This window comes from Variovorax sp. 05T418 (assembly GCF_056396385.1).
Genome location: NZ_JBFTLJ010000009.1, coordinates 263,454 through 287,999 on the forward strand (window position 1 = coordinate 263,454; position 24,546 = coordinate 287,999).

25 protein-coding genes are annotated in these 24,546 nt (G+C 68.6%); 18 read left to right on the forward strand and 7 right to left on the reverse strand.

What is annotated here, in order from left to right:
- Window positions 1-24 precede the first annotated feature (24 nt).
- Window positions 25-1,935 (forward strand): tannase/feruloyl esterase family alpha/beta hydrolase, encoded by a 1,911-nt coding sequence (locus tag AC1DMS_RS19720; protein ID WP_012745246.1) that lies wholly within the window; start codon window positions 25-27, stop codon window positions 1,933-1,935.
- Between the two features lie 12 nt (window positions 1,936-1,947).
- On the opposite strand, the gene AC1DMS_RS19725 is transcribed toward AC1DMS_RS19720, so the two are convergent.
- Entirely contained in the window at window positions 1,948-2,859 is a 912-nt protein-coding gene (locus AC1DMS_RS19725; protein WP_012745245.1) for a LysR family transcriptional regulator, read from the reverse strand.
- Window positions 2,860-2,970: 111 nt separating this feature from the next.
- Between AC1DMS_RS19725 and AC1DMS_RS19730 the strand changes: the two genes are divergently transcribed.
- From AC1DMS_RS19730 to AC1DMS_RS19745, 4 genes are all read left to right on the forward strand, one after another.
- Window positions 2,971-3,711 carry an SDR family NAD(P)-dependent oxidoreductase gene (locus AC1DMS_RS19730; RefSeq protein WP_012745244.1) on the forward strand — a complete coding sequence of 247 codons (741 nt, stop codon included), beginning with the start codon at window positions 2,971-2,973 and terminating at the stop codon, window positions 3,709-3,711.
- 10 nt (window positions 3,712-3,721) lie between these two features.
- Window positions 3,722-3,943: a tautomerase family protein gene (locus AC1DMS_RS19735; protein ID WP_012745243.1), complete on the forward strand. Its 222-nt coding sequence runs from the start codon at window positions 3,722-3,724 to the stop codon at window positions 3,941-3,943.
- Between the two features lie 144 nt (window positions 3,944-4,087).
- Window positions 4,088-6,034 carry a sigma-54-dependent Fis family transcriptional regulator gene (locus AC1DMS_RS19740; RefSeq protein ID WP_012745242.1) on the forward strand — a complete coding sequence of 649 codons (1,947 nt, stop codon included), beginning with the start codon at window positions 4,088-4,090 and terminating at the stop codon, window positions 6,032-6,034.
- Between the two features lie 203 nt (window positions 6,035-6,237).
- The gene (locus AC1DMS_RS19745; protein WP_012745241.1) at window positions 6,238-8,040 is read left to right on the forward strand and encodes an NAD(P)/FAD-dependent oxidoreductase; all 1,803 of its coding nucleotides are present in this window, start codon (window positions 6,238-6,240) and stop codon (window positions 8,038-8,040) included.
- A 43-nt stretch (window positions 8,041-8,083) separates the two neighbouring features.
- Here the strand turns inward: AC1DMS_RS19745 and AC1DMS_RS19750 are convergent, their stop codons facing one another.
- A complete protein-coding gene (locus AC1DMS_RS19750; protein WP_012745240.1) occupies window positions 8,084-8,794 on the reverse strand; it encodes a Crp/Fnr family transcriptional regulator in 711 nt (236 codons plus the stop codon).
- A gap of 131 nt (window positions 8,795-8,925) precedes the next feature.
- Here AC1DMS_RS19750 and AC1DMS_RS19755 point away from each other — a divergent pair, with 131 nt between their 5' ends.
- Genes AC1DMS_RS19755 through AC1DMS_RS19770 form a run of 4 tightly spaced genes read left to right on the forward strand, consistent with a single transcriptional unit; the run spans window position 8,926 to window position 13,639 of the window.
- Window positions 8,926-9,852, forward strand: coding sequence for a beta-keto acid cleavage family enzyme (locus AC1DMS_RS19755; protein ID WP_478181655.1), 927 nt, complete (start codon window positions 8,926-8,928; stop codon window positions 9,850-9,852).
- A gap of 23 nt (window positions 9,853-9,875) precedes the next feature.
- Complete coding sequence (locus AC1DMS_RS19760) at window positions 9,876-10,868, forward strand: Bug family tripartite tricarboxylate transporter substrate binding protein (RefSeq protein WP_012745238.1); 993 nt, start codon at window positions 9,876-9,878, stop codon at window positions 10,866-10,868.
- Window positions 10,869-10,878: 10 nt separating this feature from the next.
- A complete protein-coding gene (locus AC1DMS_RS19765; protein ID WP_012745237.1) occupies window positions 10,879-11,820 on the forward strand; it encodes a 3-hydroxyacyl-CoA dehydrogenase NAD-binding domain-containing protein in 942 nt (313 codons plus the stop codon).
- 1 nt (window position 11,821) lies between these two features.
- The gene (locus AC1DMS_RS19770; protein ID WP_012745236.1) at window positions 11,822-13,639 is read left to right on the forward strand and encodes a feruloyl-CoA synthase; all 1,818 of its coding nucleotides are present in this window, start codon (window positions 11,822-11,824) and stop codon (window positions 13,637-13,639) included.
- Window positions 13,640-13,653: 14 nt separating this feature from the next.
- Here AC1DMS_RS19770 and AC1DMS_RS19775 read toward each other — a convergent pair whose 3' ends face one another.
- Complete coding sequence (locus AC1DMS_RS19775) at window positions 13,654-14,994, reverse strand: AsmA family protein (protein WP_012745235.1); 1,341 nt, start codon at window positions 14,992-14,994, stop codon at window positions 13,654-13,656.
- An 83-nt stretch (window positions 14,995-15,077) separates the two neighbouring features.
- Here AC1DMS_RS19775 and AC1DMS_RS19780 point away from each other — a divergent pair, with 83 nt between their 5' ends.
- From AC1DMS_RS19780 to minE, 5 genes are all read left to right on the forward strand, one after another.
- Window positions 15,078-15,500: a hotdog fold thioesterase gene (locus tag AC1DMS_RS19780; RefSeq protein ID WP_012745234.1), complete on the forward strand. Its 423-nt coding sequence runs from the start codon at window positions 15,078-15,080 to the stop codon at window positions 15,498-15,500.
- A 95-nt stretch (window positions 15,501-15,595) separates the two neighbouring features.
- Complete coding sequence (locus AC1DMS_RS19785; RefSeq protein ID WP_012745233.1) at window positions 15,596-16,882, forward strand: solute carrier family 23 protein; 1,287 nt, start codon at window positions 15,596-15,598, stop codon at window positions 16,880-16,882.
- Window positions 16,883-17,003: 121 nt separating this feature from the next.
- Window positions 17,004-17,777, forward strand: a complete 774-nt coding sequence (minC, locus tag AC1DMS_RS19790; protein WP_012745232.1) for a septum site-determining protein MinC — start codon at window positions 17,004-17,006, stop codon at window positions 17,775-17,777.
- Between the two features lie 55 nt (window positions 17,778-17,832).
- Window positions 17,833-18,648 (forward strand): septum site-determining protein MinD, encoded by an 816-nt coding sequence (minD, locus tag AC1DMS_RS19795; RefSeq protein WP_012745231.1) that lies wholly within the window; start codon window positions 17,833-17,835, stop codon window positions 18,646-18,648.
- A 3-nt stretch (window positions 18,649-18,651) separates the two neighbouring features.
- A complete protein-coding gene (gene minE, locus AC1DMS_RS19800) occupies window positions 18,652-18,930 on the forward strand; it encodes a cell division topological specificity factor MinE (RefSeq protein ID WP_012745230.1) in 279 nt (92 codons plus the stop codon).
- 57 nt (window positions 18,931-18,987) lie between these two features.
- Here minE and AC1DMS_RS19805 read toward each other — a convergent pair whose 3' ends face one another.
- Both AC1DMS_RS19805 and AC1DMS_RS19810 read right to left on the reverse strand, forming a co-directional pair.
- A complete protein-coding gene (locus tag AC1DMS_RS19805; RefSeq protein WP_478181656.1) occupies window positions 18,988-19,905 on the reverse strand; it encodes an alpha/beta fold hydrolase in 918 nt (305 codons plus the stop codon).
- Between the two features lie 209 nt (window positions 19,906-20,114).
- Window positions 20,115-20,717, reverse strand: coding sequence for a TetR/AcrR family transcriptional regulator (locus AC1DMS_RS19810; protein WP_012745227.1), 603 nt, complete (start codon window positions 20,715-20,717; stop codon window positions 20,115-20,117).
- A 195-nt stretch (window positions 20,718-20,912) separates the two neighbouring features.
- Between AC1DMS_RS19810 and AC1DMS_RS19815 the strand changes: the two genes are divergently transcribed.
- Both AC1DMS_RS19815 and AC1DMS_RS19820 read left to right on the forward strand, forming a co-directional pair.
- Window positions 20,913-21,857, forward strand: a complete 945-nt coding sequence (locus AC1DMS_RS19815; RefSeq protein ID WP_012745226.1) for a CysB family HTH-type transcriptional regulator — start codon at window positions 20,913-20,915, stop codon at window positions 21,855-21,857.
- A gap of 114 nt (window positions 21,858-21,971) precedes the next feature.
- On the forward strand, window positions 21,972-22,232 hold the full coding sequence (locus tag AC1DMS_RS19820) for a hypothetical protein (RefSeq protein ID WP_012745225.1): 261 nt from the start codon (window positions 21,972-21,974) through the stop codon (window positions 22,230-22,232).
- Window positions 22,233-22,251: 19 nt separating this feature from the next.
- On the opposite strand, the gene AC1DMS_RS19825 is transcribed toward AC1DMS_RS19820, so the two are convergent.
- Window positions 22,252-22,683 (reverse strand): RcnB family protein, encoded by a 432-nt coding sequence (locus AC1DMS_RS19825; protein WP_012745224.1) that lies wholly within the window; start codon window positions 22,681-22,683, stop codon window positions 22,252-22,254.
- 178 nt (window positions 22,684-22,861) lie between these two features.
- Here AC1DMS_RS19825 and AC1DMS_RS19830 point away from each other — a divergent pair, with 178 nt between their 5' ends.
- Together AC1DMS_RS19830 and AC1DMS_RS19835 are read left to right on the forward strand one after the other, a co-directional pair.
- Window positions 22,862-23,044, forward strand: coding sequence for a hypothetical protein (locus tag AC1DMS_RS19830; RefSeq protein WP_012745223.1), 183 nt, complete (start codon window positions 22,862-22,864; stop codon window positions 23,042-23,044).
- 13 nt (window positions 23,045-23,057) lie between these two features.
- Window positions 23,058-23,696, forward strand: coding sequence for a GDSL-type esterase/lipase family protein (locus AC1DMS_RS19835; protein ID WP_012745222.1), 639 nt, complete (start codon window positions 23,058-23,060; stop codon window positions 23,694-23,696).
- Between the two features lie 9 nt (window positions 23,697-23,705).
- Here the strand turns inward: AC1DMS_RS19835 and AC1DMS_RS19840 are convergent, their stop codons facing one another.
- Window positions 23,706-24,224, reverse strand: coding sequence for a class IV adenylate cyclase (locus AC1DMS_RS19840; RefSeq protein ID WP_012745221.1), 519 nt, complete (start codon window positions 24,222-24,224; stop codon window positions 23,706-23,708).
- Window positions 24,225-24,546 lie beyond the last annotated feature (322 nt).

A 24,546-nucleotide genomic window follows, 5' to 3' on the forward strand; every position in this document is an offset into this window, starting at 1 on the left:
CATACAACAACCGGAGATCCCGCCATGCCTCGTCCTCAACGCCGCACGCGCACCGCATCGCGCACCGCCATCGCCGCGCGGCTGGCCGCCGCCTGCCTGGGCATCGGCACTCTTGCAACGCTCGCGGCCTGCGGCGGCAGCGGCTCTTCGGGCGCTTCGCTGCCTTTCCTTCCCGTGGTGCCGCCGCCCTCCACGCCCGGCACATCGAGCGCGCTCGCATGCGACGAAAGCCTGAAGACCGCCTTCAAGCCCGACGCAAACACCACCGTCACGGTGGTGAAGCAGTTCAAGCAGGGCGATGACCTGAACCTCGACGGCAAGGCATCGGGCACCGTGGCGGCCAGCGACGTGTGCATGGTCAAGCTCAACGTGGGGCCGGGCCATGCGGGACCGGCCGATGCGCCGTCCACCTCGCCCGGCATCGGCATCGAGGTATGGCTGCCGGCGGCAGCCAAATGGAACAACCGCCTGCGCGTGCTGGGCGGCGGCGGCTTTGTGGGCGATGCGGGCATCAGCTCCAGGACGCAGATCGGCGGTGCCGGTGCGGCGGCCATTGCGGCGGGCCAAGGATCGGTGAGTGCAGTGACCGATGCGGGGCATGCATCGAAATTGCCCGTGCCCGCGGTGGACGGCTCGTTCGCCATGAACCCCGACGGCACCGTCAACACCACGCTCTGGACCGACTTCGCGAGCCGCGGCATCCACGAGATGGCCGTGAAGGCCAAGGCGCTCGCATCCGGCTTCTACCAGCGCGACGCGCAGTACGCCTATTGGGACGGCTGCTCCACCGGCGGCCGCCAGGGCCACATGCAGGCGCAGGTGAACCCCGGCGACTTCGACGGCATCCTGGCGGGCAACAGCGCCATCAACTGGACCACCTTCATCACCTCCGAGCTCTATCCGCAGATCGTGATGCAGCGCGACCTGGGCGGCACGCCGCTCGCGGCCGAGCAGCTCGCGCTGGTGTCGTCCGCCGCGGTGAGCGCTTGCGACAGTACGCTCACCGGCCAGCACGAAGGCTTCATCAGCGACCCGGCCGCCTGCAAGTACGACCCCGTGCAGGACAAGGCGGTGCTGTGCATCGGCAGCGGCGGCACCAACGCCACCGCGGCCTGCCTGAGCACCGTGCAGGCACAGGCCGTCAACAAGATCTGGTACGGCCAGACGCGCGACGGCAGCGCGCCCGCTCCCGCGAGCGACATCGGCTACGGCGCCACGCTGGCGCCGGGCCAGCTCTGGTACGGCCTCACGCGCGGCACCTCGCTCAACAGCCCCGGCGCGCCGGGATTCTCGCTGGCGGACTCCACGGCGGGCACGCCCCATCCGTTTCCGATCGCGGCGCACCAGGTGGCCCTGAACCTGCAGGACCCGACGATCGCAACGCCCGACTTCGTGAACGCAACCGGCAACGGCGCGAACAACTGGAAGGGCCTGTCGTACGCCCAACTGGCCAATGCCAGCGATCGCGGCAAGGCGCTGCAATCCGCGTTCGCGGGCATCAACGCCGACAACCCCGACCTCGCCAGGTTCCGCGACCGCGGCGCCAAGCTGCTGACCTATCACGGCCTGGCCGACCAGCTGATCGCCAGCTCCGGCACGGCGAACTACTACGAGCGCGTGGCCAAGACGATGGGCGGCATCGAGGCCACGCAGAAGTTCTACCGCTATCTCGAAATCCCGGCGATGGGCCACTGCGTAGGCGTCGGCTCGGTCAACGGGCTCGCCGGCGTGAGCCCCGCGGCCAACCCGCCGCTGCCGGCGCCCGACCAGCTGTTCTCGGCCCTCACGGACTGGGTCGAGAAAGGCATTGCACCCGACAACCTGGTGCTGCAGAACGCCGACAAGTCGCTTGCGCGGCCGCTTTGCACCTATCCGAAAAAGGTCGCCTACACGGGCGGCGATGTGAAGGCGGCGGCGAGCTTCGCCTGCCGCTGACGCCGGCGGGCGTCACGCGCCGCGCTGCGCCATCAGGAAGTCGATGAACACCCGCATGCGCAGCGGCACGTGGCGTCCGTCTGGGTACAGCAGCGTGTAGGGCCGCGAACAGCCCGCGAAGGGTTTGAGCACCTCGACGAGCGAGCCGTCGGCCAGTTCCTTCTCCACGACGAAGCGGTAGGTCTGGAACAACCCGGCGCTGCTTTTCGCGAGCGTGACGCCGCCAAGGACGTCGTCGGAGCAGCTGTAGGCGCCGTCTGCGAAGACTTCGCGGTCCTTGCCGTTCTCCTTGAAGAGCCACGAAATGCGGCGGCCGCTGCTGGGCAGCTCGAACTGGATGCACTCGTGCGCCGCAAGATCGTCCAGCGTGCGCGGCGTGCCGGCCCTCCTCAGGTATTTGCGCGTGGCGACCACGACAAGATCCGCATCCTCGAGGTGCCGCGCGATCAGCGTGGAATCGGGCTGGGCCCGCACGCGCACGGCCATGTCGTAGCCCTCTTCCACGAAATCGATGTTGCGGTTGCTCAGGTGCACGTGCAGCCGGATGTCGGGAAAGCGTTCGCGAAACGCCGGCAGCAAGGGCAGGATGCGGTGGTGGCCGTAGGTGGTCGGCACGCTGATGCGCAGCATGCCCGAAGGCAGCGCCTGCTGGCCCATCACCTCGCGCTCGGCCTCGGCAAGCTGCGCCAGCGCCTGGCGGCACTGCGCAAAGTAGGAGCGGCCCGCGTCGGTGAGCCGCACGCTGCGCGTGGTGCGCACGAAAAGCCGCAAACCCAGCCGCTTCTCGAGCCGAGAGATCGAGCGACTCACGGCCGCCGGCGTCACACCGGCAGCAAGTGCGGCCGAGGTGAAGCCGCCGGTCTCCGCAGCAAGGCAGAACAACTCGATGCTGCCCAGGAGGATGTCGCCGAATTGCCGCTGCATGGATTGATTGATTACCTCGCGTATCAAGTGAAGTGCGAGTCTAGTGATTTATCTATTGCCACGTCATCAATACAGTTCTCCCCACCTCATCAACTTCCTTGGAGAACCGACATGCAGGACAACACATCCCCCACCGTGGTCATCACCGGTGCCTCGAGCGGCATCGGCCTGGGCCTTGCGCAGGCGTACCTCGAGCGCGGCTTCAACGTGGTCGCGAATGCCCGCACCGAAGAGCGGCTCGCAGCCGCCGCGAAGCAGCTCGGCAACCCGGCGCGCCTTCTCGGCGTCGCGGGCGACATCGGCCGCCGCGACACTGCGCAGCAACTGGTCGAGCGCGCCGTGGAACGCTTCGGCCAGGTCGACGTGCTCATCAACAACGCGGGCATCTTCAACGCGAAGCCCTTCGTCGAATACACCGAAGACGACCTCGAGCAAATGGTGGCCACGAACCTCAAGGGCTTCGTCTATGCCTCGCAGGCCGCAGCGAAGCACATGGTGGCGCGCCGGCAGGGCCACATCGTGAACATCACCGCCAGCATCGCGCTGCAGCCGAACCAGCAGGTGCCGGCTGCGTTGCCGGTGCTGATCAAGGGCGGCATCAATGCCGCGACGCGCGCGCTGGCGCTCGAACTCGCACCGCACAACGTCAAGGTGAATGCGGTGGCACCCGGCATCGTGGACACGCCGCTGTACACGCCCGAGCAGCACGGCTTCCTCAACGGCCTGGCGCCCGCCGGCCGCATCGCGACCGTGCGCGAGATCGCTGATGCGGTGCTCTACCTCACGAGCGCGGATTTCACGACCGGCGTGGTGCTGCCCGTGGACGGCGGCATGAGCTCCGGCAAGTGGTAAGGAGCACGCCATGCCTTTCGTCAATCTGAAGATCACGCGCGACGGTGTCACGCGCGAACAGAAAACCCAGGTCATCGCCGAGTTCACGGAAACGCTCGAACGGGTGCTGAAGAAGCCGCCGGAATGGACGCACATCGTGATCGAGGAGATCGACACCGACGACTGGGGCTTCGCGGGCCTGACCACCACCGAATACCGCAAGCGGCTGGCCGACCGTGCGAAACCGGCGTGAGCGGCATGCCCACGGTGTGAGGGAGCGTAAAACCTCCGTTCCACCGGGTTTCACCTCTCACCCCGGGCCATGCGGCCGCCGAATGATGTGCGGCTGCACGCCCCATGGATCCCCGCGGGGGCCGTGCGCACCGCAAGGTTGAGCATGACTTCCCTGCAATCGCGTCACATCGACAACGTCTACTCCATCGCCACCGGCACGGCGCTGGCCGATCCGGCGGCGAGCCTGGTCCACAAGTCGTGGGCGCGCTGCGTGCGCGAGCATGGGCTCGATCCGACGAAGCCGAGCCCCGCGCGCATCCTGCCGGCGCAGGAGGTGCGCGCGCACCAGCAGCAGCTGGAGCATTTTTTGCGCGCGGCGCGCGCCGGCATGGAAGACATCTACCGCCGCGTGGCGGACCTCGGCTACATGGTGCTGCTGACCGACGCCGAAGGCATCACGGTCGACTACATCGGCAACCCGGCCTGGGACGACCAGCTGCGCCGCGCCGGCCTCTACCTGGGCGCCGACTGGAACGAAGCCCATGCGGGCACCTGCGGCGTGGGCACCTGCCTGATCGAGCGCCAGCCGATGACCTGCCACCAGACCGAGCACTTCGATGCCACGCACATCGCGCTGACCTGCACGACGGCGCCGCTGTTCGACCACAGCGGCAGGCTCACGGCCATCCTCGACGTCTCGGCGCTGCGCTCGCCCGAGGCCCGGGAGAGCCAGCACCTGGTGCGGCACCTGGTGTCGATCTACGCGCGGATGATCGAGGACGCCGATTTCCTGCGCAGCTTCCGCGGCCACTGGATCCTGCGGCTGGGCACGGCCTACGGGCTGGTCGACGTGGCCGGCGAGCTGATGCTGGCCTTCGACGAGGGCGGCACGGTGGTCGGCGCCAACAGCGGCGCGCGGCAGGCCCTGGCCGAAAACCCGCTGGGCCGCGAGGTGTCGCAGCTGCTGCACATACCGATGGATGCGATCTGGCGCCTGGGCAACGGCGGCGCATCGGCCATGCCTTTCGCGCACACGGTGCTGCTGCCGGGCGGCGGCGAATACCACGCCTCGCTGCTGGCGCCGCGCGTGCGGCGGGCGGCGGCGCCCGCGCCGGACATTGCCCGTCCCTCCGACCGCCTGCCGCCGCTCGCGCGCATCGCCGGCGACGATCCGGCCATGCAGCAGCTTCTCGCGCAGGCGCAGCGTCTGGTGGACCGCGGCATCCATGTGCTGGTCGAAGGCGAGACCGGCAGCGGCAAGGAAGTGCTGGCGCGCGCCATGCACGGCGCGAGCCGCCGCGCGGCCATGCCCTTCGTGGCGGTGAACTGCGCGGCCATTCCCGATTCGCTGATCGAGAGCGAGCTCTTCGGCTACACGCCCGGCAGCTTCACCGGCGGCCGTGCCAAGGGCATGAAGGGGCTGATCGCGCAGGCCGACCGCGGCACGCTGTTCCTCGACGAGATCGGCGACATGCCGATGGCGCTGCAGACGCGGCTCTTGCGCGTGCTGTCCGAAGGCGAGGTGCTGCCGCTGGGGGCGGAGTCGCCGCAGCGCGTGGACCTTGCCGTGGTGGCGGCCACGCACCGCAACCTGTCGGCGCTGGTCGCGGCCGGGCGCTTCCGCGAAGACCTGTACTACCGCCTGTGCGGCGCGGTGCTCAAGCTGCCGCCGCTGCGCGCGCGGGGTGACCGGCGCTACCTGATCGAGGCGATGTTCAATGAAGAGGCGGCGGCGATGCGCCCTGGTGCGCGGCTGTCCGACGCGGCATTGCAGCGGCTGCTGGCCCATGCGTGGCCCGGCAACCTGCGCGAGCTGCGCAACGTGCTGCGGCTGGCGCTTGCGCTGTGTGCGGATGGCACAGTGGGCGCGCAGGACCTCCAGCTGCCCGCGCCTTCCGATTCTGCCGCGGCGGCCGCCGTGCCTTCAGCTCCCGCGAGCGCCGAAGCCGGTGCTGGCGACGGCGGCCTCGAGGGCGCGGACGAGCTGCGCGCCCTGCTCCAGCGCCATCGCTGGCACGTGGCGCGCGCGGCCGCCGAGCTCGGCGTGTGCCGCGCCACCGTGTACCGGCACATGAAGCGGCACGGCATCGCGCCGCCGCAGCGGATGTAAGGCCGCCAGGCCAGAGGTGCGACAACTGTCGCAATGCCGTCGCATGCGACATGCGACGGGCGCGGGTGTGCGACAAAACCGCGGCCAAGCCGTTGATTCTTCGTCCCGTGCCACGCGGCACGAAAGCTGCGCCATGAATCCTGCGTGCGCCTTGCCGCGCCGCGATTCGATTCGATTCGTTCAACGACACACGGAGACATGCAATGACAGACCCGACCACCGGTCCCAACCGGGCCGCCGCCACCTGGCTCGCCGACTTTGCCGCCGCCCTCGCGCGCGGCGACGCCGATGCGGCCGTCTCGCTGTTCGAGGCCGACAGCTACTGGCGCGACCTCGTCGCCTTCACCTGGAACATCCGCACGCAGGAAGGCGCCGATGCCATCCGCGCGATGCTGCAGGCGCGGCTGGCCGACACGCAGCCCGCGGCCTTTGCGCTGGAGGGCGAGGCGACCGAGGCCGACGGCGTGGTCGATGCCTGGTTCACTTTCGAGACGCGCGTGGCGCGCGGCCGCGGCCACCTTCGGCTGCGTGGCGGCAAGGCCTGGACGCTGCTCACCACCATGACCGAGCTCAAGGGCTTCGAGGAAAAGACGGGCGAGAACCGCATCAAGGGCGCGGAGCACGGCGTGCACAAGGGCCGCAAGAACTGGCTCGAGAAGCGCCGCGACGAAGAGGCCGCGCTCGGCTACACCGAGCAGCCCGAGGTAGTGATCATCGGCGGCGGCCAGGGCGGCATCGCGCTGGGCGCGCGGCTGCGCCGGCTGGGCGTGCCGACCATCATCGTGGAGCGCAACGCGAAGGCCGGCGACTCCTGGCGCAAGCGCTACAAGTCGCTGTGCCTGCACGACCCGGTCTGGTACGACCACCTGCCCTACATGCCCTTTCCCGACGACTGGCCGGTGTTCGCGCCCAAGGACAAGATCGGCGATTGGCTCGAGATGTACACCAAGATCATGGAGCTCAACTACTGGAGCTCCACCCACGCGAGGAAGGCCCGCTTCGACGAGGCCGCGCAGCGCTGGGAAGTGACGGTCGAGCGCGAAGGCAAGCCGGTGGTGCTGCGGCCGAGGCAGCTTGTGTTCGCGCTCGGCGTCTCGGGCTACCCGAACGTGCCGAAGATCGCGGGCGCAGAGAACTTCAAGGGCGACCAGCACCATTCGAGCCAGCACCCCGGGCCCGAGGCCTATGCCGGCAAGAAGTGCGTGGTGCTGGGCTCGAACAACTCGGCGCACGACATCTGCGCGGCGCTGTGGGAGCACGGCGCCGACGTGACGATGGTCCAGCGCTCGTCCACGCACATCGCGCCGTCGCAGTCGCTGATGGAGCTGGCACTGGGCGGGCTCTACTCCGAGCAGGCCGTGAAGAACGGCATCGACCACCACAAGGGCGACCTGATCTTCGCCTCGGTGCCCTACAGGATCATGCACACCTTCCACATCCCGGTGTACGAGGAGATGAAGAAGCGCGATGCCGACCTGTACGCGCGGCTCGAGAAGGCGGGCTTCCTGCTGGACTTCGGTGTCGACGGCTCGGGACTCTTCATGAAGTACCTGCGGCGCGGCTCGGGCTACTACATCGACGTGGGCGCCTCCGAGCTGGTGGCCAACGGCAGCATCCACCTGAAAAGCGGCGTGAACATCGAGCGGGTGAACGAGCGCTCGGTCACGCTGACCGACGGCACCGAGCTGCCGGCTGACCTGCTGGTGTACGCCACCGGCTACGGCTCCATGAACGGCTGGCTGGCCGACCTGATCTCGCCCGAGATCGCCGACAAGGTCGGCAAGTGCTGGGGCCTGGGCTCCGGCACGCCGAAGGACCCGGGCCCGTGGGAGGGCGAGCTGCGCAACATGTGGAAGCCCACGCAGGTCGAGCACCTCTGGTTCCACGGCGGCAACCTGCACCAGTCGCGCCACTACTCGCAGTTCCTGGCGCTGCAGCTGAAGGCGCGCATGGAAGGCATCGACACGCCGGTGTACGAGCGCGCGCCGTCGTATCACACGCGCTGACCCGTGTTGTCCCCTCTCCCCACGGGGAGAGGGAGCGAGTCATTCATTCGCTGATGAAGCGCCGCAACCCTTCGAGATCGATCACGGTGATGCCGCCGTATTCGATGCGAAGAAAGCCCGCTTCCTTCAGCCGGTTCAGCGCCGCATTGCACCGCTGCCGCGACACGCCCGAAAGATTGGCGATCTCCTCCTGCGAGGTCTGCAGGTGCAGCTCGCTGCCCGGATACAGCCACGGATGGAACAGCCCCGCCAGCGCACGGGCCACCTGGCCGTCGGCGTCGAGCAGCCGGTGCGCCGCGTAGTTGCCCATGAACCAGTGCAGCCGCTCGTTGAGCTGCTGCAGCAGGAAATGATCGAAGCCGCGCTGCGTGCGGTGCAGCCACTCGAAAGTCTCCAGCGGCAACTGGGCCACGCGGCTGGACCGCAGCGCAATGACGTCGGCCGAGCGCGGAGCGCCGCGCAGCAGCGTGCCTTCGCCGAACCAGCTGCCGACCGACAGCCCGCCGAAGGTCACCGAGCGGCCGTCGCTCGAGGTGATCGACCACTTGAGCAAGCCTTCGAGCGTGCCGTACCAGTGCAGCGGCGTGTCGCCGCGCCGGCACAGCGCGGCGCCGGCCGCCACGTCGACCTCGCGGATCTCGTCGAGCACGCGCTCGCGCGCCGCTTCGTCGAGCAGCGGATACCAGGCCGAGCGCTGCAGCAACTGGGGAATCGTCAGCGATGCCGCCTTGAAGGCCGGCTTCGTCGTGGCCATGAAATGAAAGCTCCTGAGGCCCGGGTGCGTAAACCCTGAGCCCAAATGTCGTCGCAATGACTGAGTGTGCCTGCGCCGCCAAAAATAATAGCGCGCCCCTCATGCAAGAAGACACCCAGGAGACCCGGAGCATGTCGTCGTCCAAGCGCAAAGTGATCGTGACCATCGCCCCCACCGGCGGCATGGCGCACAAGTCGCAGAACCCCCACCTTCCCACCCAGCCCGACGAGATCGCGGCCGACGTGCTGCGCTGCTGGAACGCCGGCGCGAGCGTGGCCGCCATCCATGCGCGCCGCCCCGACGACGGCGCCACCTGCAGCGCCGACGTGTACCGCGACATCAACAGCCGCATCCGCAACACCGGCTGCGACATCGTCATCAACAACTCCACCGGCGGCGGCGTGCATGGCGACATGGTGAAGCCGCTGGCCGGCGACCGCTGGGAGATCGCCTGGAAAGAGCGCATCAAGGGCATGGACGCGGGCGCCGAGATGTGCACGCTCGACGCCACCACGCTCAACCTGAGCTTCGAGGGCAGGCAGATCCTGATGGACACGCCCATCACCCGCGGCCGCGAGCTCGCCGCCGGCATGAAGGCGCGCGGCATCAAGCCCGAGTGGGAGGTGTTCAGCCCCACGCACATCCTGCAGGACACCACCACGCTGATCGAGGAAGGCCATGACGACGAGCCCTACTTCATCAACCTGGTGATGAACGTGCACCGCAACTTCCAGAACGCGATGCCGTATTCGCCGCGCTTCCTGCAGATGATGGTCGACACCCTGCCGCGCGGCAGCATCTTCGGCGTGAGCGGCATCGGCCCCTCGCAGCTGGAAGCCAATGTGGCGGCGCTGCTGCTGGGCGGCCATGCGCGCGTGGGGCTGGAAGACAACCTCTACTTCCGCCATGGCGAGCTGGCCACCAACGTGCAGCTCACCGAACGTATCGTGCGCGTCATCCATGAACTCGACATGGACGTGGCCACGCCGGCCGAAGCCAGGCAGATGATGGGCCTGCCGCGCAGAGGCGGCCCGCGCCCCGAGTTCGCGCCGCGCTGAAGAACAACCCAAGGAGACATCGCATGGACACCCGCCGCCACTTCCTCCACACGCTCGGCGCAGCCACTGCGCTGGGCGCCCTCTCGCCGCTGGCCGCGCTGGCCCAGGCGCTCGAGCAGGTCAAGATCTACTACGGCTTCCCGGCCGGCAGTGCCGGCGACAGCGTGGCGCGCCGCGTGGGCGAAAAGCTCGCGGGCTCGGCCTACTGCCGCAACGCGGCCGTGGTCGAGAACAAGCCGGGCGCCGGCGGGCGCATCGCGCTGGAAACCCTCAGGAGCGCGTCGGCCGACGGCAGCGTGCTGGCGCTGTCGCCCTTCTCGTGCACCTCGATCTATCCGCACATCTACAGCAAGCTCAGCTACGACCCGGCCAAGGATTTCGCGCCGGTGTCGATCGCCGCCGTCATGCACCACGGCCTCGCGGTCGGCCCGCTGGTGCCGCCCGAGGTGCGCACGGTGAAGGACTTCCTCGCCTGGGCCAAGGCCAACCCGAACCAGGCCAGCTACGGCTCGCCGGCGGCCGGCTCGACGCCGCACTTCATCGGCGCGCTGCTCGGCCTCAACCACGGGGTCGATCTCAAGCACGTGCCCTACCGCGGCTCCATTCCGGGCGTGACCGACGTGGTGGGCGGACAGATCGCCGCCATGGTCACGCCCAGCGGCGACTTCATTCCCAACCACAAGGCCGGCAAGCTGCGGCTGCTCGCCACCTCGGGCAAGGCCCGCTCGCCCTTCTCGCCCGAGGTGCCGACCTTTGCCGAGCAGGGCTTCGCCGAGCTGACCACCGAGGAATGGTTCGGCTTCTACGCGCCGGCCCGGACGCCGGCCAGCGTGGTGGCAACGGCCAATGCGGCGATCAACGCGGCCATCAAGGAAAAGGTGGTGACCGACAGCCTGGCCGTGGTCGGCCTGATCGCCCAGGGCTCCACCGCCGAGGAGATGGCGCGCTCGCAGCGCGCCGAGGCCGAGCGCTGGGGCCCGCTGGTCAGGAAGATCGGCTTCACGGCCGACTCCTGAGGGGATGCAGATGGAACCGACTCCTCAACGCGTCGCGGTGGTTGCCACCGGCGTCATCGGCGCCAGCTGGGCCGCCTACTTCCTCGCGCGCGGCCTCGACGTGGAGGCCACCGACCCCTCGCTCGATGCCGAGGCGCGGCTGCACGCGGCCGTGGCCGCGCACTGGCCCACGCTGGAGCGCTTCGGCCTGGCGACCAGCGCCTCGCCCGGGCGGCTGCGCTTTCATGCGCGGCTCGAAGACGCGGTGGCGCAGGCCGACTTCGTCCAGGAAAGCGGCCCCGAGCGGCTGGATTTCAAGACCGGCCTGTTCCGGCGCATGGACGAGGCCGCGCCGGCCCACGCGATCCTGGCGTCGAGCTCCTCGGGGCTCGCGATCAGCGCGGTGCAGGCCGAATGCAAGCATCCGGAACGCGTGGTGCTGGGCCATCCCTTCAACCCGCCGCACCTGATCCCGCTGGTGGAGGTGGTCGGCGGCGAGCGCACCTCGGCTCAGGCCATCGAACGCGCGATGGCCTTCTACGCCGCCATCGGCAAGCGGCCGATCCATGTGAAGCGCGAGGTCAAGGGCCACATCGCGAACCGGCTGCAGGCCGCGCTCTGGCGCGAGGCCTTCCACCTGGTCGACGAGGGCGTGGCGAGCGTGGCCGACATCGACACCGCCATTGCGCACGGCCCCGGCCTGCGCTGGGCGGTGATGGGGCCGTTCATGAACCTGCATCTTTCGGGCGGCGCGGGCGGCATCGAACATGTGCTCGCGCACCTGGGCGGACCGATCGAGGACTGGTGGAAGGACCTGGGCGCGCCGTCGATGACGGAAGAACTCAAGCAGAAGGTAGCCGAGGGCGTGGCCGCAGAACTGGGCGCCCGGCGCGTGGCCGAGCTCGAGGTTGCGCGCGACATGCTGCTGTTAGACCTGATTCGCGCCAAGGCCGACACCGGCAGACTCGATTGAAATGAACGACGACCACTTCCTTTTGGACCCCAGCCAGATCGCCCCGCCGCGCACCGTGCGCATCGACTTCGACGACGGCTCCTTCGCGCTGCGTTCGCCGATGGCGCTCAAGCCCTATGCGCGCTGCATCGGCGAATGGCTGGAGCGCTGGGCGCGCGAGACGCCCGAGGCGCTGGCCTTCGCGGAACGCGACGACAGCGGCGAAGGCTGGCGCAAGCTCGACTACCGCGCGCTGCGCCAAGCCGTGGGTGCCGTCGCGCAGGCGCTGCTCGACCTGAAGCTGCCGGCCGACAAGCCCATCGTGATCCTCTCGGACAACGCGATCGACCACGCGGTGCTGATGCTCGCGGCCATGCATATCGGCCGCACCGCCTGCTCGCTGTCGAGCGCGTATTCGCGCATGGCCAAGGATCCGTCGCGGCTGCACGGCATGCTGCAGGCGCTGCAGCCGGCGCTGATCTACGCCTCGGATGCCAAGGTCTACGGCGGCGCGCTCGCGGGCTGCGGCGTCGAGGCGCCCGCGGTGTTCAGCCGCAACGCCGATGCGCATGCGGGCGCCCTGCCCTTTGCGCAACTGCTGCAGGCGAGCGAGACGCCGGCCGTGATGCAGGCCTACGAAGCCATCCTGCCCGACACCCACGCCAAGTACCTGCTGACCTCGGGCTCCACCGGCAAGCCCAAGGTGGTGATCAACACGCACCGCATGCTCTGCGCCAACCAGCAGATGATGGCGCAGACTTGGCGCTTCCTCGAATACGAGAAGCCGGTGCTGGTCGACTGGCTGCCCTGGAGTCACACCTTCGGCGGCAACCACAACCTGCACATGGTGCTCGCCCATGGCGGCGCGCTCTACATCGACGAGGGCCGGCCCGCGCCGGGCCTGATCGAGAAGACCGTGCGCAACCTGCGCGAGGTGAAGCCCACGCTGCTGTTCAACGTGCCGCGCGGCTTCGACATGCTGCTGCCTTTTCTCGAAGCCGACGATGCGCTCGCGCGCGAAGTGCTCTCGCGGCTGCGGCTGGCCTTCTATGCGGCCGCGGCGCTCGCGCCCTCGAGCTGGCAGCGGCTCGAAGCCGTGGCCCAGCGCGTGCGGCCCGAGCGGCCGCTGTGGCTCACCACCTCCTGGGGCGCCACGGAGACCTCGCCGGCCATCACCTCGGCGCACTGGAAGCTCGATGGCGCGGGCTGCATCGGCGCGCCGCTGCCGGGGCTCGAACTCAAGTTCGTGCCCAACGGCCAGAAGCTCGAGATGCGCGTCAAGGGCGTCTCTGTGTTCCCGGGCTACCGCCACGCACCGCGCGAAACGGCCGAAGCCTTCGACGATGAGGGCTACTACCGCATCGGCGATGCCGGCTTTCTCGCCAACCCCGCCGAGCCCTCGCAGGGCGTGATCTTCAATGGCCGCGTGGCCGAGGACTTCAAGCTCTCGAGCGGCACCTGGGTCTCGGTGGGCACGCTGCGCGTGAAGCTGGTCTCGATGCTGGCGCCGCATGTGCAGGACGTGGTGCTCACCGGCCATGACCGCGACGAGATCGGCATGCTGGTGTTCGCGAGCCCGCAGGCCGCCTCGCTCGCGCCGCAGGCGCTGCAAGCACGCATCGCCGAAGTGCTGCGCACGCTGCGCAGCGAAGGCGCGGGTTCCTCGAAGTGCCCCACGCGCGCGTTGGTGCTCGCCGAGCCGCCGAGCCTGGACGCGGGCGAGATCACCGACAAGGGCTACATCAACCAGCGCGCGGTGCTCACGCGGCGCGCGGCCGAGGTGGCGCGGCTGCATGCCGGCGCGCATCACGACCTGCAGGTCATCCGGCTGCGCGACTGAGCGAGCCAGTCGCCTCAAGGCGAAGCCCGCGCCCCCTTGCGAGCTGCCGGCGCCGGCTTCTTCTTCACCGGCTCTTCCGCGCCGAAGAGCTTTTCCAACTGCTGCCCCGCGCGCGCGCCGAGGGCCGTGCCCACGCCCGGCAGCACCGCGGTGCCGACCGCCGCGCCGGCCAGCGCGCCGCCAGTCAGCGAGACCTCCGGCTCGCTCATGGTCCCGCCGATCTTGAGCGGCATGCCCACCACGCCGTCGATGAGGTCGACCGCGATCTCGCCGTCCAGCTTGCGGTTGAAGAGCCGCAGGCGGCCGCTCGCGGTGAGCACGCCCGAGCGCGCCTTGAGCCCGGTGTAGCGCATCACGACCCCGTCATCGGTGCCCTGCGTGTCGAGCACGCCGGTGAGCTCGTCCAGCGGCGTGGTGCCGCCGCGGCTGATGCCGGCGGTGGTCACGGCCTTGGCCAGGTCCAGCCGCGTGAGCGTGGCGGGCTGGACCGAGAAGGTGGTGCGGGTGCGCAGGCTGCGCAAGAGCGCACCTACCTCTTCGGCCTCGGCCACCAGCATCGATTGGCCCGAGGCCTTGCCGGCCACGGCGCTGCGCCGGCCGAAGGCCTGCAGCATGCCCTCGATGTCCACCTGCCGCGGCTCGAGTTCGGCCGACACGCGCAGCAGGTCGTTCGGCGGCAGGGTCTCGAACCAGGCCACGCCGTTCGCCGTGCCGCCGCCAATGTCGATGCGGGTGCGCCACCGGTCCTGGCCGGCGGCGCGGTCCAGGCGCAGCCGGGCGGGCGGCGAGGCGCCGGCGCGCTCGATGCGCGCCTGGCGCGGGCGCCAGCCGGCGTCGAAAGTGATTTCGCCGTCGTAGGCCAGCGCCATGTTGCGCCGGTCGATCCAGACCAGGTCGCGCCAGCGCAGCTTTTCGAGCGGAACCGGCGCCAGCGTCCAGGGCGCGGGCAGCGCGACGATGCGCCCATCCTCCTTCGGCTTGGGGCTGCCGCCGCGGATTGCGCGCACCGACTCGCGCGGCAGCACCAGGCTCTCGATCTCGACCTCGTCGATGGCGACGACCCGCCGCAGCAGCTCCCTGAGCTTGAGCTGGACCGTGATGCGGCGCAGCGTGACAGGGCGCGGCTGCTCGGTGGCCAGGTCGGACAGCACCAGCACGGGGCTGGGCCACAGCGCCCAGTGCGCGCCGCCGATCTTCAGGCCGACGCCGAAGCGCTTCTCGAAACCCTCGGCGATGCGCGCGGCCACTTCCTCGTCGCTGGGCAGGTGGGTGCTCGCCACCCACAGCAGCGCGCCGGTGCCCAGCAGCAGGACCGCGGCAATGCCGATGAGCCAACGGCGAAGGGGGCGTTTCATCGCGCCAACTTAGCACGCAAAGGCGACTGCCGTTGTCAGCCCCCGTCGCTATAGTTTCCCAAACCCTGCACTGGAGAAACCGAATGCGTATCTGGAAAAAAGACATCTCTGTCGAGGAACTGACCCGCAACCACATCGGCACCGCCGTGTCCACGCTGGGCATGGAGTTCCTGGAGGTGGGCGACGACTTCATCCGCGCCCGCGTGCCGGTGGACGAACGCACCCGCCAGCCCTACGGCATCCTGCATGGCGGCGTCTCGGTGGTGCTGGCCGAGACACTGGGCTCCTGCGGCGCGCACTACTCGGCCCCCGAGGGCGACCGGGCCGTGGGGCTGGACATCAACGCCAACCACATCCGCTCCGCCACGAGCGGCTGGGTCACGGGCACCGCGCGGCCGGTGCACCGCGGGCGCACCACGCAGGTGTGGCAGATCGACATGACGAACGACGCGGGCGAATTGACCTGCGTCTCGCGCATCACAATGGCGGTGCTGCCGCCGCGCTAGCCAGGAGAAGAGAAGAAAATCCGCCCGGCACGCGGGCGGCAGCGGGCCGAGAGAAGCCCCAGGAACATCAATAACTACCGAGGAGATAACCACTCATGAGCAACCTGTTCAGCTGGCGCGAAGTCGCCGCCACCGAGGGCCGCGTGGTCGCGCCCGACGAACGCCTGCCCTGGCTGCAGACCGGCGCGATGGGCGTGCAGCACGTGATCGCGATGTTCGGCGCCACGGTGCTGGCGCCCATCCTCATGGGCTTCAATCCCAACATCGCCATCCTGATGAGCGGCATCGGCACGCTGATCTTCTTCCTGGTGACGGGCGGCAAGGTGCCCAGCTACCTGGGCTCGAGCTTCGCGTTCATCGGCGTGGTGATCGCGGCCAGCGGCTACGCGGGCAAGGGGCCCAACGCCAACATCGCGGTGGCGCTGGGCGGCATCGTGGCCTGCGGGGTGGTCTACATCCTGATCGGCGCCCTCGTGCAGGCGATCGGCACCGGCTGGATCGAGCGCTTCATGCCGCCGGTGGTCACGGGCGCCGTGGTGGCGGTGATCGGGCTCAACCTGGCGGGCGTGCCGATCAAGAACATGGCGGCCAGCAATTTCGACTCGTGGATGCAGGCCGTCACCTTTCTCTGCGTGGGGCTGGTGGCGGTGTTCACGCGCGGCATGCTGCAGCGCCTGCTGATCCTGGTCGGGCTCATCCTGGCTACTGCGGTCTATGCGCTGCTGACCAACCTCTTGGGCATGGGCAAGCCGGTCGACCTGTCCGGCATTGCCAATGCGGCCTGGTTCGGCATGCCCACCTTCACCGCGCCGGTGTTCACCACCAACGCCATGCTGCTGATCGCCCCCGTGGCCATCATCCTGGTGGCCGAGAACCTCGGCCACCTGAAGGCGGTCACGGCCATGACGGGGCGCAACCTCGACCCCTACATCGGCCGCGCCTTCATCGGCGACGGCATTGCCACGGTGGTGAGCGGCGCCTCGGGCGGCACCGGCGTGACCACCTATGCCGAGAACATCGGCGTGATGGCGGCCACGCGCATCTACTCGACGGCGGTGTTCGTGGTGGCCGCGCTCATTGCGCTGGTGCTGGGCTTCAGCCCCAAGTTCGGCGCGCTGATCCAGGCGATTCCGCTGCCGGTGATGGGCGGCGTGAGCATCGTGGTGTTCGGCTTGATCGCCATTGCGGGCGCCAAGATCTGGGTCGACAACAAGGTCGACTTCTCGCAGAACAAGAACCTGATCGTGGCCGCCATCACGCTGATCATCGGCACCGGCGACTTCACGCTGAAGTTCGGCGATTTCGCATTGGGCGGCATCGGCACCGCGACTTTCGGCGCGATCATTCTTTACGCACTGCTCGGCAGATCGCGCAACGCCTGAGCCTTTTAAAAGTGAAACCTCGTGCAATAAATGTTCTGCGGGGTGATTGAAGCGGGCCCCGTTCACTGGCCGGAAGCCCGCGCCCGTTAGACTTCAACGCTTTTCGCACCGACGTTTTCCAATGGCCGATGTCTCCGCCGCGCGCACCAAGGCGGTTTTCGAATTCAAGAGCGCCACGCTGCCGCTGATCGCAGTGATCCTCAAGACGGCCGACCTGGCCGTGCTGGCCGAGGCCCTCGACGCGCAGCTGGCCGATTCGCCCGATTTCTTCGAGCAGGAGCCGGTGGTCATCGACCTCTCGCAGCTTCAGCCGGACGAGGAAAGCGGCGAGGAATCCCCGGCGCTCGACTTCGCGGCGCTGCGCGGCCTGCTGGCGCGCCACCAGACGCAGCCGATTGCGGTGCGCGGGGGCAACAACGCCCAGAATGCCGCGGCGCGCGCCGCCGGCCTGTCGCTCACGGCCATGCCGGTGGCGCCCGCGCCGCGCTCACCGGCGCCGCCAGCCGCTTCGCCGGCGCCCGCCAGCGAAGCACCGCAGATCGTGCGCGAAGTGCCGGTGCCGGCCAACGGCACGCTGCTGATCGACAAGCCGCTGCGTTCGGGCCAGCAGGTCTACGCCCGCGGCGGCGACGTGGTGGTGACCGCCGTGGTGAGCTTCGGCGCCGAGGTCATTGCCGACGGCAACGTGCACGTCTACGCGCCGCTGCGGGGCAAGGCCATTGCCGGCGCGCGCGGCAACACCGAGGCGCGCATCTTCTCGACCTGCATGGAAGCGCAGCTCGTGGCCATTGCGGGCATCTATCGCACCAACGAGGTGCCGCTGCCCGACCCGGTGCTCGGCAAGCCGGCCCAGATACGCCTGGATGGCAAGAAGCTGGTGATCGATCCGATCTGATGTGCCGAGGCACATCCGACCAACAACAACCGAATTGAAACAAGAAGGAATGGCCATGGCCAAAATTGTGGTGGTGACCTCAGGCAAGGGCGGCGTCGGCAAGACCACGACGAGCGCCAGCTTCGCGTCGGGCCTCGCGCTCGCGGGCAAGAAGACGGCGGTGATCGACTTCGACGTGGGCCTGCGCAACCTCGACCTCATCATGGGCTGCGAACGCCGCGTGGTGTACGACCTCATCAACGTGATCCAGGGCGAGGCCAACCTGAGCCAGGCGCTCATCAAGGACAAGCAGTGCGACAACCTGTTCGTGCTCGCGGCCTCGCAGACGCGCGACAAGGAAGCGCTCACGCAGGAAGGCGTCGAAAAGGTGCTGGCCGACCTGGCCGCCATGGACTTCGACTACATCGTCTGCGATTCGCCCGCCGGCATCGAGACCGGCGCGATGATGGCCATGCACTTTGCCGACGAGGCGCTCGTGGTGACCAACCCCGAGGTATCCTCGGTGCGCGACTCCGACCGCATCCTGGGCATGCTCAGCAGCAAGACCAAGCGGGCGAAGGAAGGCGGCGACCCCATCAAGGAGCACCTGCTGATCACCCGCTACAACCCCAACCGCGTGGCCGGCGGCCAGATGCTCTCGCTGGAAGACATCCAGGACATCCTGCGCATCAAGCTGATCGGCGTCATTCCCGAGTCGGAAAGCGTGCTGCAGGCGTCCAACCAGGGCGTGCCCGCAATCCACGACAAGGATACCGACGTGGCCAAGGCCTACAGCGACGTGGTCGCGCGCTTCCTGGGCGAAGACCGCCCGATGCGCTTCGTCGACGCCGAAAAGCCGGGCTTCTTCAAGCGAATTTTCGGAGGCAAGTAGGCCATGTCCTTTTTCTCGTTCCTGCTCGGCGAAAAGAAGAAGACGGCCAGCGTCGCCAAGGAGCGGCTGCAGATCATCCTCGCGCACGAGCGGTCCAGCCTCAGCGGCAAGAAGCGCCCCGACTACCTGCCCGACCTGCAGCGCGAGCTGATGGCGGTGATCTCCAAGTACGTGAAGATCAATGCCGACGACATCAAGGTTCACCTGGAGAAGCAGGACGACCTCGAAGTGCTCGACATCAAGATCGAGCTGCCCGACCCGGCACCCTCGCCGGCGCGCTGAAGAAAAAAGAACGTGCGGCGGGCAGCACCGCCCGCCCGTGCTTGCCGTCCGCGCCGCTCAGGGCTGCGCCACGAAGCGCACCACCTGGCGGACCACGTCCTCCTCCTTGAGGATGCGGCGGTGCCCCAGTCCCTGCGTGGCCACCAGCCGCGCTCCCTTGATCGCGTCCCTGTAGGCCTCGGCATCGGCAAAGCGGTTCACGCGGTCGTCGTGGTCATGCACGATCAGCGTCGGCTGCGCGATGCGCGGACCGACGGCCGCCGGCTCCAGCTGCGCCATCAGGACGCCTTCGCGCGCCTCGAACCGCCGCTGCATGGCCAGGCGCGTCGCTTCGCTGAGGCCGAAGGTGTGCGCGAAGTAGCGCGTGTATTCGCGTGGCGAGGCTGGCGGCGCGAGCAGCACCAGCCGCAGGGCCTGCAGGCCCTGCGCGGCCGCCAGCGCCAGCCCGTTGGCGCCCAGCGAATGGGCGGCCACCGCGCGCAGCGCATGGCCGTCGGCCGTCAGCCTGGCAACCACGTACGCAATGGCCCGCGCGAACTGCGGCGAGTTGCTCATGGTGCCCGCGCTGCGGCCATGGGCCGGCAGTTCGAGCAGCACCGGCCGCAGGCCCGCATCAGCCAGCGCCTGCGCGAGTGCCAGCATCTGCCCTGCATGCCCGCCCCAGCCGTGCACCAGCAGCACGACGGGCGCCGATTCCGCACCGAAGTCCTGCGCAGCCAGGTGATAGAGGCCGAGGCCGGCGTCTTCGAAGGCCCAGGCCTCGCGCCGCCACGCCGCGCCCGGCCCCTGGCCGCGGTAGAGCCACTTGGGCGGCAGCGGCGTGCCGAACACGCGGTAGGCCGCGCGCACGCCCAGCGCGGGCCACAGGCGCTGCGAGGCGGTCAGGCCGAAGCGCAAGGCGCGCATCAGCCGGCCCGGGCGGTAGTAGTTGGACTGCGCGGCGTGCGTGGCCGCGGAGGTGGTGGTGCTCGTCATGCCATGGGCTCCTGCGTTCAGTACCAGACCCAGTCCTCGTTGCTGCGCGGCAGGCTGCGCAGCGCATCGCGGGTGGCGTCGGCGCCGATGGCGCCCACATAGACGGCAAGGCAGAGGGCAATGATCAGCATGGTGCTTCTCCTTTTTATCGCACGATCGTGCGAAATCAGTACAAAGAAAGACGAAAACGGAATGGCCTGTGCCGTGGCTCAGGCGCGGTAGCTCGAAAGAAGCCGCTGCCAGGTCTGCGTGGCGCGATCGGCGGCCTGGGGGTCGCGCAGGAAGCGCGCGTCGTGCAGCAGGCCCATGATGAGGCCGTTCAATTCGCTGACCAGCTGCGCCGGGTCGGTGTCGGCCCGCAGCTCGCCGGTTTCCACCGCCTGGAGCACCGTGCGGCGCAGCGCGGCGCGCCAGCGCGTGATCTCGCCGAACAGCAGGTCGCGCAGTTCGCCTTCGCGGTCGTCGTATTCGAAGGCGCCCGCCATGTAGATGCAGCCGGTTTCGGCCTCGATGTCGCGGGTGCGGGCAATCCAGCGCCCGACGATGTCGTCGAGCCGCGCAAGGCCCTTGGGCTTTTGCATGGCCGGCACGAACACGTCGGCCAGGAAGCGGCGGCCGTATTCCTCGATCACGGCCTTCTGCAGCGCCTCGCGCGAACCCACGCGCGAGAACACGCCGCTCTTGGAGAGCGCCAGGCGGCTGGCCACGGCCTGCAGCGTGATGGCCTCCAGGCCTTCGGCCAGCGCAAGGTCCATCGCCGCGCCGACGATGGCGGCGCGGGTGAGTTCGCTTTTCTGGGTCTTGGCGTCCATGCGGGCCACTTTAGCACAGTCGTGCGAAATTGCAAATTCACCCGTTGCGGCATTGGCGGAAGGCCCGCACAGATGTTTTTCTCATGTGAAACCAACAAACGCATCGTTCCCCGCATAAGCACTTGTGCCGAGAATCGCCGCTCGGCCCGCTGCGGGCCCGTGCCTTTTCCTCCTCCCGATCTTCTTCCGCGCCAGATGAACTTCCAACAACTGCGCTCGGTACGCGAGGCCGTTCGTTGCGGCTTCAACCTGACCGAAGTCGCCCATACCCTCCACACGTCCCAGCCGGGCGTGAGCCGGCAGATCCGCGAGCTGGAGGAAGAGCTCGGCATCGAGCTCTTCGTGCGCGCCGGCAAGCGCCTCACCGGACTCACCGAGCCGGGCGGCCACGTGCTGCCGATCATCGAGCGCATGCTGCTGGAAAGCAGCAACCTGCGCCATGCCGGGCAGGAGTTCGTCGCGCAGCAAAGCGGCCTGCTCTCGGTGGCGGCCACGCATTCGCAGGCGCGCTATGCGATGCCGGTGGCGGTGCAGGAATTCCGCGCGCAGTTTCCCAACGTGAAGCTGCACCTGCACCAGGGCTCGCCCAAGCAGATCGCGCAGATGCTGATCGACGGCGAGGCCGACGTGGGCATTGCCACGGAGGCGCTGGGCGACTATCCCCAGCTGGTGGCCCTGCCCTGCTACCGCTGGACGCATTCGGTGATCGTGCCGCCGGGCCATGCGCTGCTCGATGCGCCGCTGACGCTCGAGGCGCTCACGCGCCATCCGCTGATCACCTACGACACCGGCTTCACCGGGCGCTCGCGCATCGACGAGGCCTTTGCACAGCGCGGGCTCGCGCCCAACATCGTGCTGGCCGCGATGGACGCCGACGTGATCAAGACCTACGTGCAGCTGGGCATGGGCGTGGGCATCGTGGCCGGCGTGGCCTACGAGACGGAGCGCGACACGCAGCTGCGCGCGCTCGATGCGGGCCGGCTCTTCGGCATCAACATGACCAAGCTCGCGGTGCGGCGCGGCAACTACCTGCGCAAGTACGTCTACGCCTTCATCGAATCGTTCGCACCCACGCTCACGCGCGCGGTCGTCGAAAAGGCTCTGGGCGATGAAGCGAAGGGATCGCACTACGAAATCTAGTGCGCGCGCAACGCCTTCGGCGCCCGCTGCAACAGGTTTTAGAAAGATGCGCGCTGCTTCACAAAGGGGGCGTACATTCGGGTTAATTCCTTGGCTTCCCGGAACGGATCAGCAATGGCATCGACCCCGCAGCAGCAACAGAAAACAAGGGCCGCCCTGAAGGCCGCCGACGCCGCCGAACGGCGAGAGCGGCTGAGGCGGGCGTTGCCCGCCACGGTGGAACTGCTGCAGAGCCGCCAGGCGGACCGCATCGACGACAGCGACATCGAGGCCTACGTGAGCCTGAACTGGCTCGAATGGCACGGCGGCGGCCTGCGGCTCACCATCACCGGGCGCAACGTCTGCGCCCAGTCGCTGCCCACGGTGGTGGCCTGAGAGTCCCGCGCCCGGCGGGTTACTGGCTGCCCACGATGATCTGCGCGATCACGCCGGTCGCAATGGCCGCGAGCACGTAGTCGCCGCCCACGCCCACCCACTGGTAGCCGCGCGGCGGCTGCTGCAGGCGATAGCTGCGCCAGTCGTTCACCACGTAGTTGCGGCCGCGGTATTCGCTGGGCACGCGCCCGCCGCGGCGCCATTCCGCGTGCGGCTGCGGATAGCCGCGGCGATCGAACTGGCGGCCGGGGCGATAGTCCTCGCGGCCATAGCGGTCGCCGCGGCGATCGTCGTGCCGGTCGAAGTCGCGGTGCTGCTGTTCGTAGCGGCCGTTGCCGCGGTTGTCGTGGTCGCCGTCATGGCCGCGGCCTTGCGCGAAGGCGCTCCCCGCTGCCATGCACATCGCGAGCGCCGCAGCAGCGACGGCCATGCTCTTTGACTTGATGATCATCTGGAACTCCTTCGTGTTGATGACGAGTCCATTGTCAGCGGCGCTTGTGTCTGCCCCGCACGCATCAGGTCGCGGTCAGGTGAAATCAGGTAAGTGCAGGTATCCGGGCGGCGTGCTGTCCGACCCTGGCGACAATGGGCCTCCCAACCATCGCCGGCGTGGAGGCGCCATCATCAACATGCGTGACAAGATCATTGGCGCCATCGGCATCGTGTGGGGCGGCGGCATGCTCCTGAGGTGGCTCATGTCGGGCCCGCCGGCCGGCATCGGCGGCTACCAAGGCGGCCAGACCGCCATGGCCCTGCTGGGCGCGGTCATGCTGGTTGCGGGCCTGTACCGCTTCTTCAAGCGTCCTGACTGAGGCGGCGCGCAGCATGAAGCGACGTCACCTCCTCCACCTATTGGCCGGCGTGCCCGCAGCCGCCCTTGTGGCCGCCTGCGGCAAGCGCAAGCCCTCCGCCGCCGCGCTGAAATCCGATGCCCGCGTGCTCGCGCTGGGCGACAGCCTGACTTTCGGCTACGGCGCGCCGCCCGAAGCCGCCTGGCCCGTGAAGCTGGGCGAGCTCACCGGTTGGCAGATCGAGAACGCGGGCCTCAATGGCGACACCTCGGCCGGCGCGCTGGAGCGCCTCGCGCCGCTGCTGGCTGCCGGCAGCTACGACGCGGTATTGATCGGCATCGGCGGCAACGACATGCTGCGCGGCGTGCCGCCCGCGGCCACGCGCGAGAACCTCGCGGCTCTCGTGAGCCAGGCGCGCGCACACACACCCTACGTGGCGCTGCTGGCCACGCCCTCGCCCGACGCGATGCGCGCGGTCGTCGGCTCGCTGAGCGATGCACTGTTCTACGAGGAGGTGGCGAAGTCGGGGCAGGCGCTGCTCGTGCCCAATGTGTATTCGAGCGTGCTGTCGGACGCATCGCTGCGCTCCGACCGCATCCATGCCAATGCCGAAGGCTATGCGCGCATTGCGCAGCAGCTCGCCGACCAGCTCAAGGCCGCAGGCTGGCGCTGACGGCAAGGCTCAGGCTGCCTGCAGCAGGTCGACGTAGGCACCCTGCACGAGCTGCTCGGACGCAATGCCCAGCTGCGCCATGAGCGCATGCGCTTCGGCCGTGCCAACCTCGGCGGGCTCGCCATCTTTCAGCACCACCTCGAGTTCGAGAAATTCGCCCAGGCCCTCCACGCGGTCGAGGTGCACGCGCGTGCGGCCCACGATGAAGAGCCTTCGCTGCTTGCGCACGCGCCCGGCCTGGCCCCAGGCGAGCGTGAGCGATTCGCGCAGCGCGTCGGGCGTGGTGGTGGGCGAGATCAGGTAGAACGATTCCTTCGGGCCGCTGCTGTTGGCGCGGCGATAGAAGATCAGCTCGGCGCGGTCGGGCGCGAAGGTGCGCAGCTTGAGGCGGTCGGCGTTGTTGTCGCAGCGGAAGAAAGTGTCGTCCTGCGCGATTTCGATCGGGCCTGAATCGGCGAGCTTTGCGGCGATGAGTGCCACGCGTTCGACGCTGTCGATGCGGGCCTTGATCTCTATGTTTCTTGCCATTTTCTGGTGGTCTGTGTGTTGCGGCTTTTGTTCGCGTTCTTGTTCAGGGCGCGTGCCCAGGCCACCGGGTACTCCCCTCCGCGAATGTCCCCCGGCCTGCGGCCTCCTCCTTGATTTCGCTGCGGGGAGCACCCGATGCCCTGGGCACCAGGGCACGCTCGTGGTGCATCGCTGATCAACCAATGCTCTGTCCAACGCTCCCGCTGATGGGGTGCCTTGCGCAGCGAAATGAATGCGAAGGGACTTCTCGCTTCCTGGTCACGGCATCGAGTGCCAAGATTGATTTGCGAAGTCAATCTGAAACCTTTGGAAGGAGAAGCCC

Coding starts and splice junctions, on each gene's coding strand:
- AC1DMS_RS19720 (WP_012745246.1), top strand. CDS start 25: ATGCCTCGTCCTCAACGCCGCACGCGCACCGCATCGCGCACCGCCATC.
- AC1DMS_RS19725 (WP_012745245.1), bottom strand. CDS start 2,859: ATGCAGCGGCAATTCGGCGACATCCTCCTGGGCAGCATCGAGTTGTTC.
- AC1DMS_RS19730 (WP_012745244.1), top strand. CDS start 2,971: ATGCAGGACAACACATCCCCCACCGTGGTCATCACCGGTGCCTCGAGC.
- AC1DMS_RS19735 (WP_012745243.1), top strand. CDS start 3,722: ATGCCTTTCGTCAATCTGAAGATCACGCGCGACGGTGTCACGCGCGAA.
- AC1DMS_RS19740 (WP_012745242.1), top strand. CDS start 4,088: ATGACTTCCCTGCAATCGCGTCACATCGACAACGTCTACTCCATCGCC.
- AC1DMS_RS19745 (WP_012745241.1), top strand. CDS start 6,238: ATGACAGACCCGACCACCGGTCCCAACCGGGCCGCCGCCACCTGGCTC.
- AC1DMS_RS19750 (WP_012745240.1), bottom strand. CDS start 8,794: ATGGCCACGACGAAGCCGGCCTTCAAGGCGGCATCGCTGACGATTCCC.
- AC1DMS_RS19755 (WP_478181655.1), top strand. CDS start 8,926: ATGTCGTCGTCCAAGCGCAAAGTGATCGTGACCATCGCCCCCACCGGC.
- AC1DMS_RS19760 (WP_012745238.1), top strand. CDS start 9,876: ATGGACACCCGCCGCCACTTCCTCCACACGCTCGGCGCAGCCACTGCG.
- AC1DMS_RS19765 (WP_012745237.1), top strand. CDS start 10,879: ATGGAACCGACTCCTCAACGCGTCGCGGTGGTTGCCACCGGCGTCATC.
- AC1DMS_RS19770 (WP_012745236.1), top strand. CDS start 11,822: ATGAACGACGACCACTTCCTTTTGGACCCCAGCCAGATCGCCCCGCCG.
- AC1DMS_RS19775 (WP_012745235.1), bottom strand. CDS start 14,994: ATGAAACGCCCCCTTCGCCGTTGGCTCATCGGCATTGCCGCGGTCCTG.
- AC1DMS_RS19780 (WP_012745234.1), top strand. CDS start 15,078: ATGCGTATCTGGAAAAAAGACATCTCTGTCGAGGAACTGACCCGCAAC.
- AC1DMS_RS19785 (WP_012745233.1), top strand. CDS start 15,596: ATGAGCAACCTGTTCAGCTGGCGCGAAGTCGCCGCCACCGAGGGCCGC.
- minC (WP_012745232.1), top strand. CDS start 17,004: ATGGCCGATGTCTCCGCCGCGCGCACCAAGGCGGTTTTCGAATTCAAG.
- minD (WP_012745231.1), top strand. CDS start 17,833: ATGGCCAAAATTGTGGTGGTGACCTCAGGCAAGGGCGGCGTCGGCAAG.
- minE (WP_012745230.1), top strand. CDS start 18,652: ATGTCCTTTTTCTCGTTCCTGCTCGGCGAAAAGAAGAAGACGGCCAGC.
- AC1DMS_RS19805 (WP_478181656.1), bottom strand. CDS start 19,905: ATGACGAGCACCACCACCTCCGCGGCCACGCACGCCGCGCAGTCCAAC.
- AC1DMS_RS19810 (WP_012745227.1), bottom strand. CDS start 20,717: ATGGACGCCAAGACCCAGAAAAGCGAACTCACCCGCGCCGCCATCGTC.
- AC1DMS_RS19815 (WP_012745226.1), top strand. CDS start 20,913: ATGAACTTCCAACAACTGCGCTCGGTACGCGAGGCCGTTCGTTGCGGC.
- AC1DMS_RS19820 (WP_012745225.1), top strand. CDS start 21,972: ATGGCATCGACCCCGCAGCAGCAACAGAAAACAAGGGCCGCCCTGAAG.
- AC1DMS_RS19825 (WP_012745224.1), bottom strand. CDS start 22,683: ATGATCATCAAGTCAAAGAGCATGGCCGTCGCTGCTGCGGCGCTCGCG.
- AC1DMS_RS19830 (WP_012745223.1), top strand. CDS start 22,862: ATGCGTGACAAGATCATTGGCGCCATCGGCATCGTGTGGGGCGGCGGC.
- AC1DMS_RS19835 (WP_012745222.1), top strand. CDS start 23,058: ATGAAGCGACGTCACCTCCTCCACCTATTGGCCGGCGTGCCCGCAGCC.
- AC1DMS_RS19840 (WP_012745221.1), bottom strand. CDS start 24,224: ATGGCAAGAAACATAGAGATCAAGGCCCGCATCGACAGCGTCGAACGC.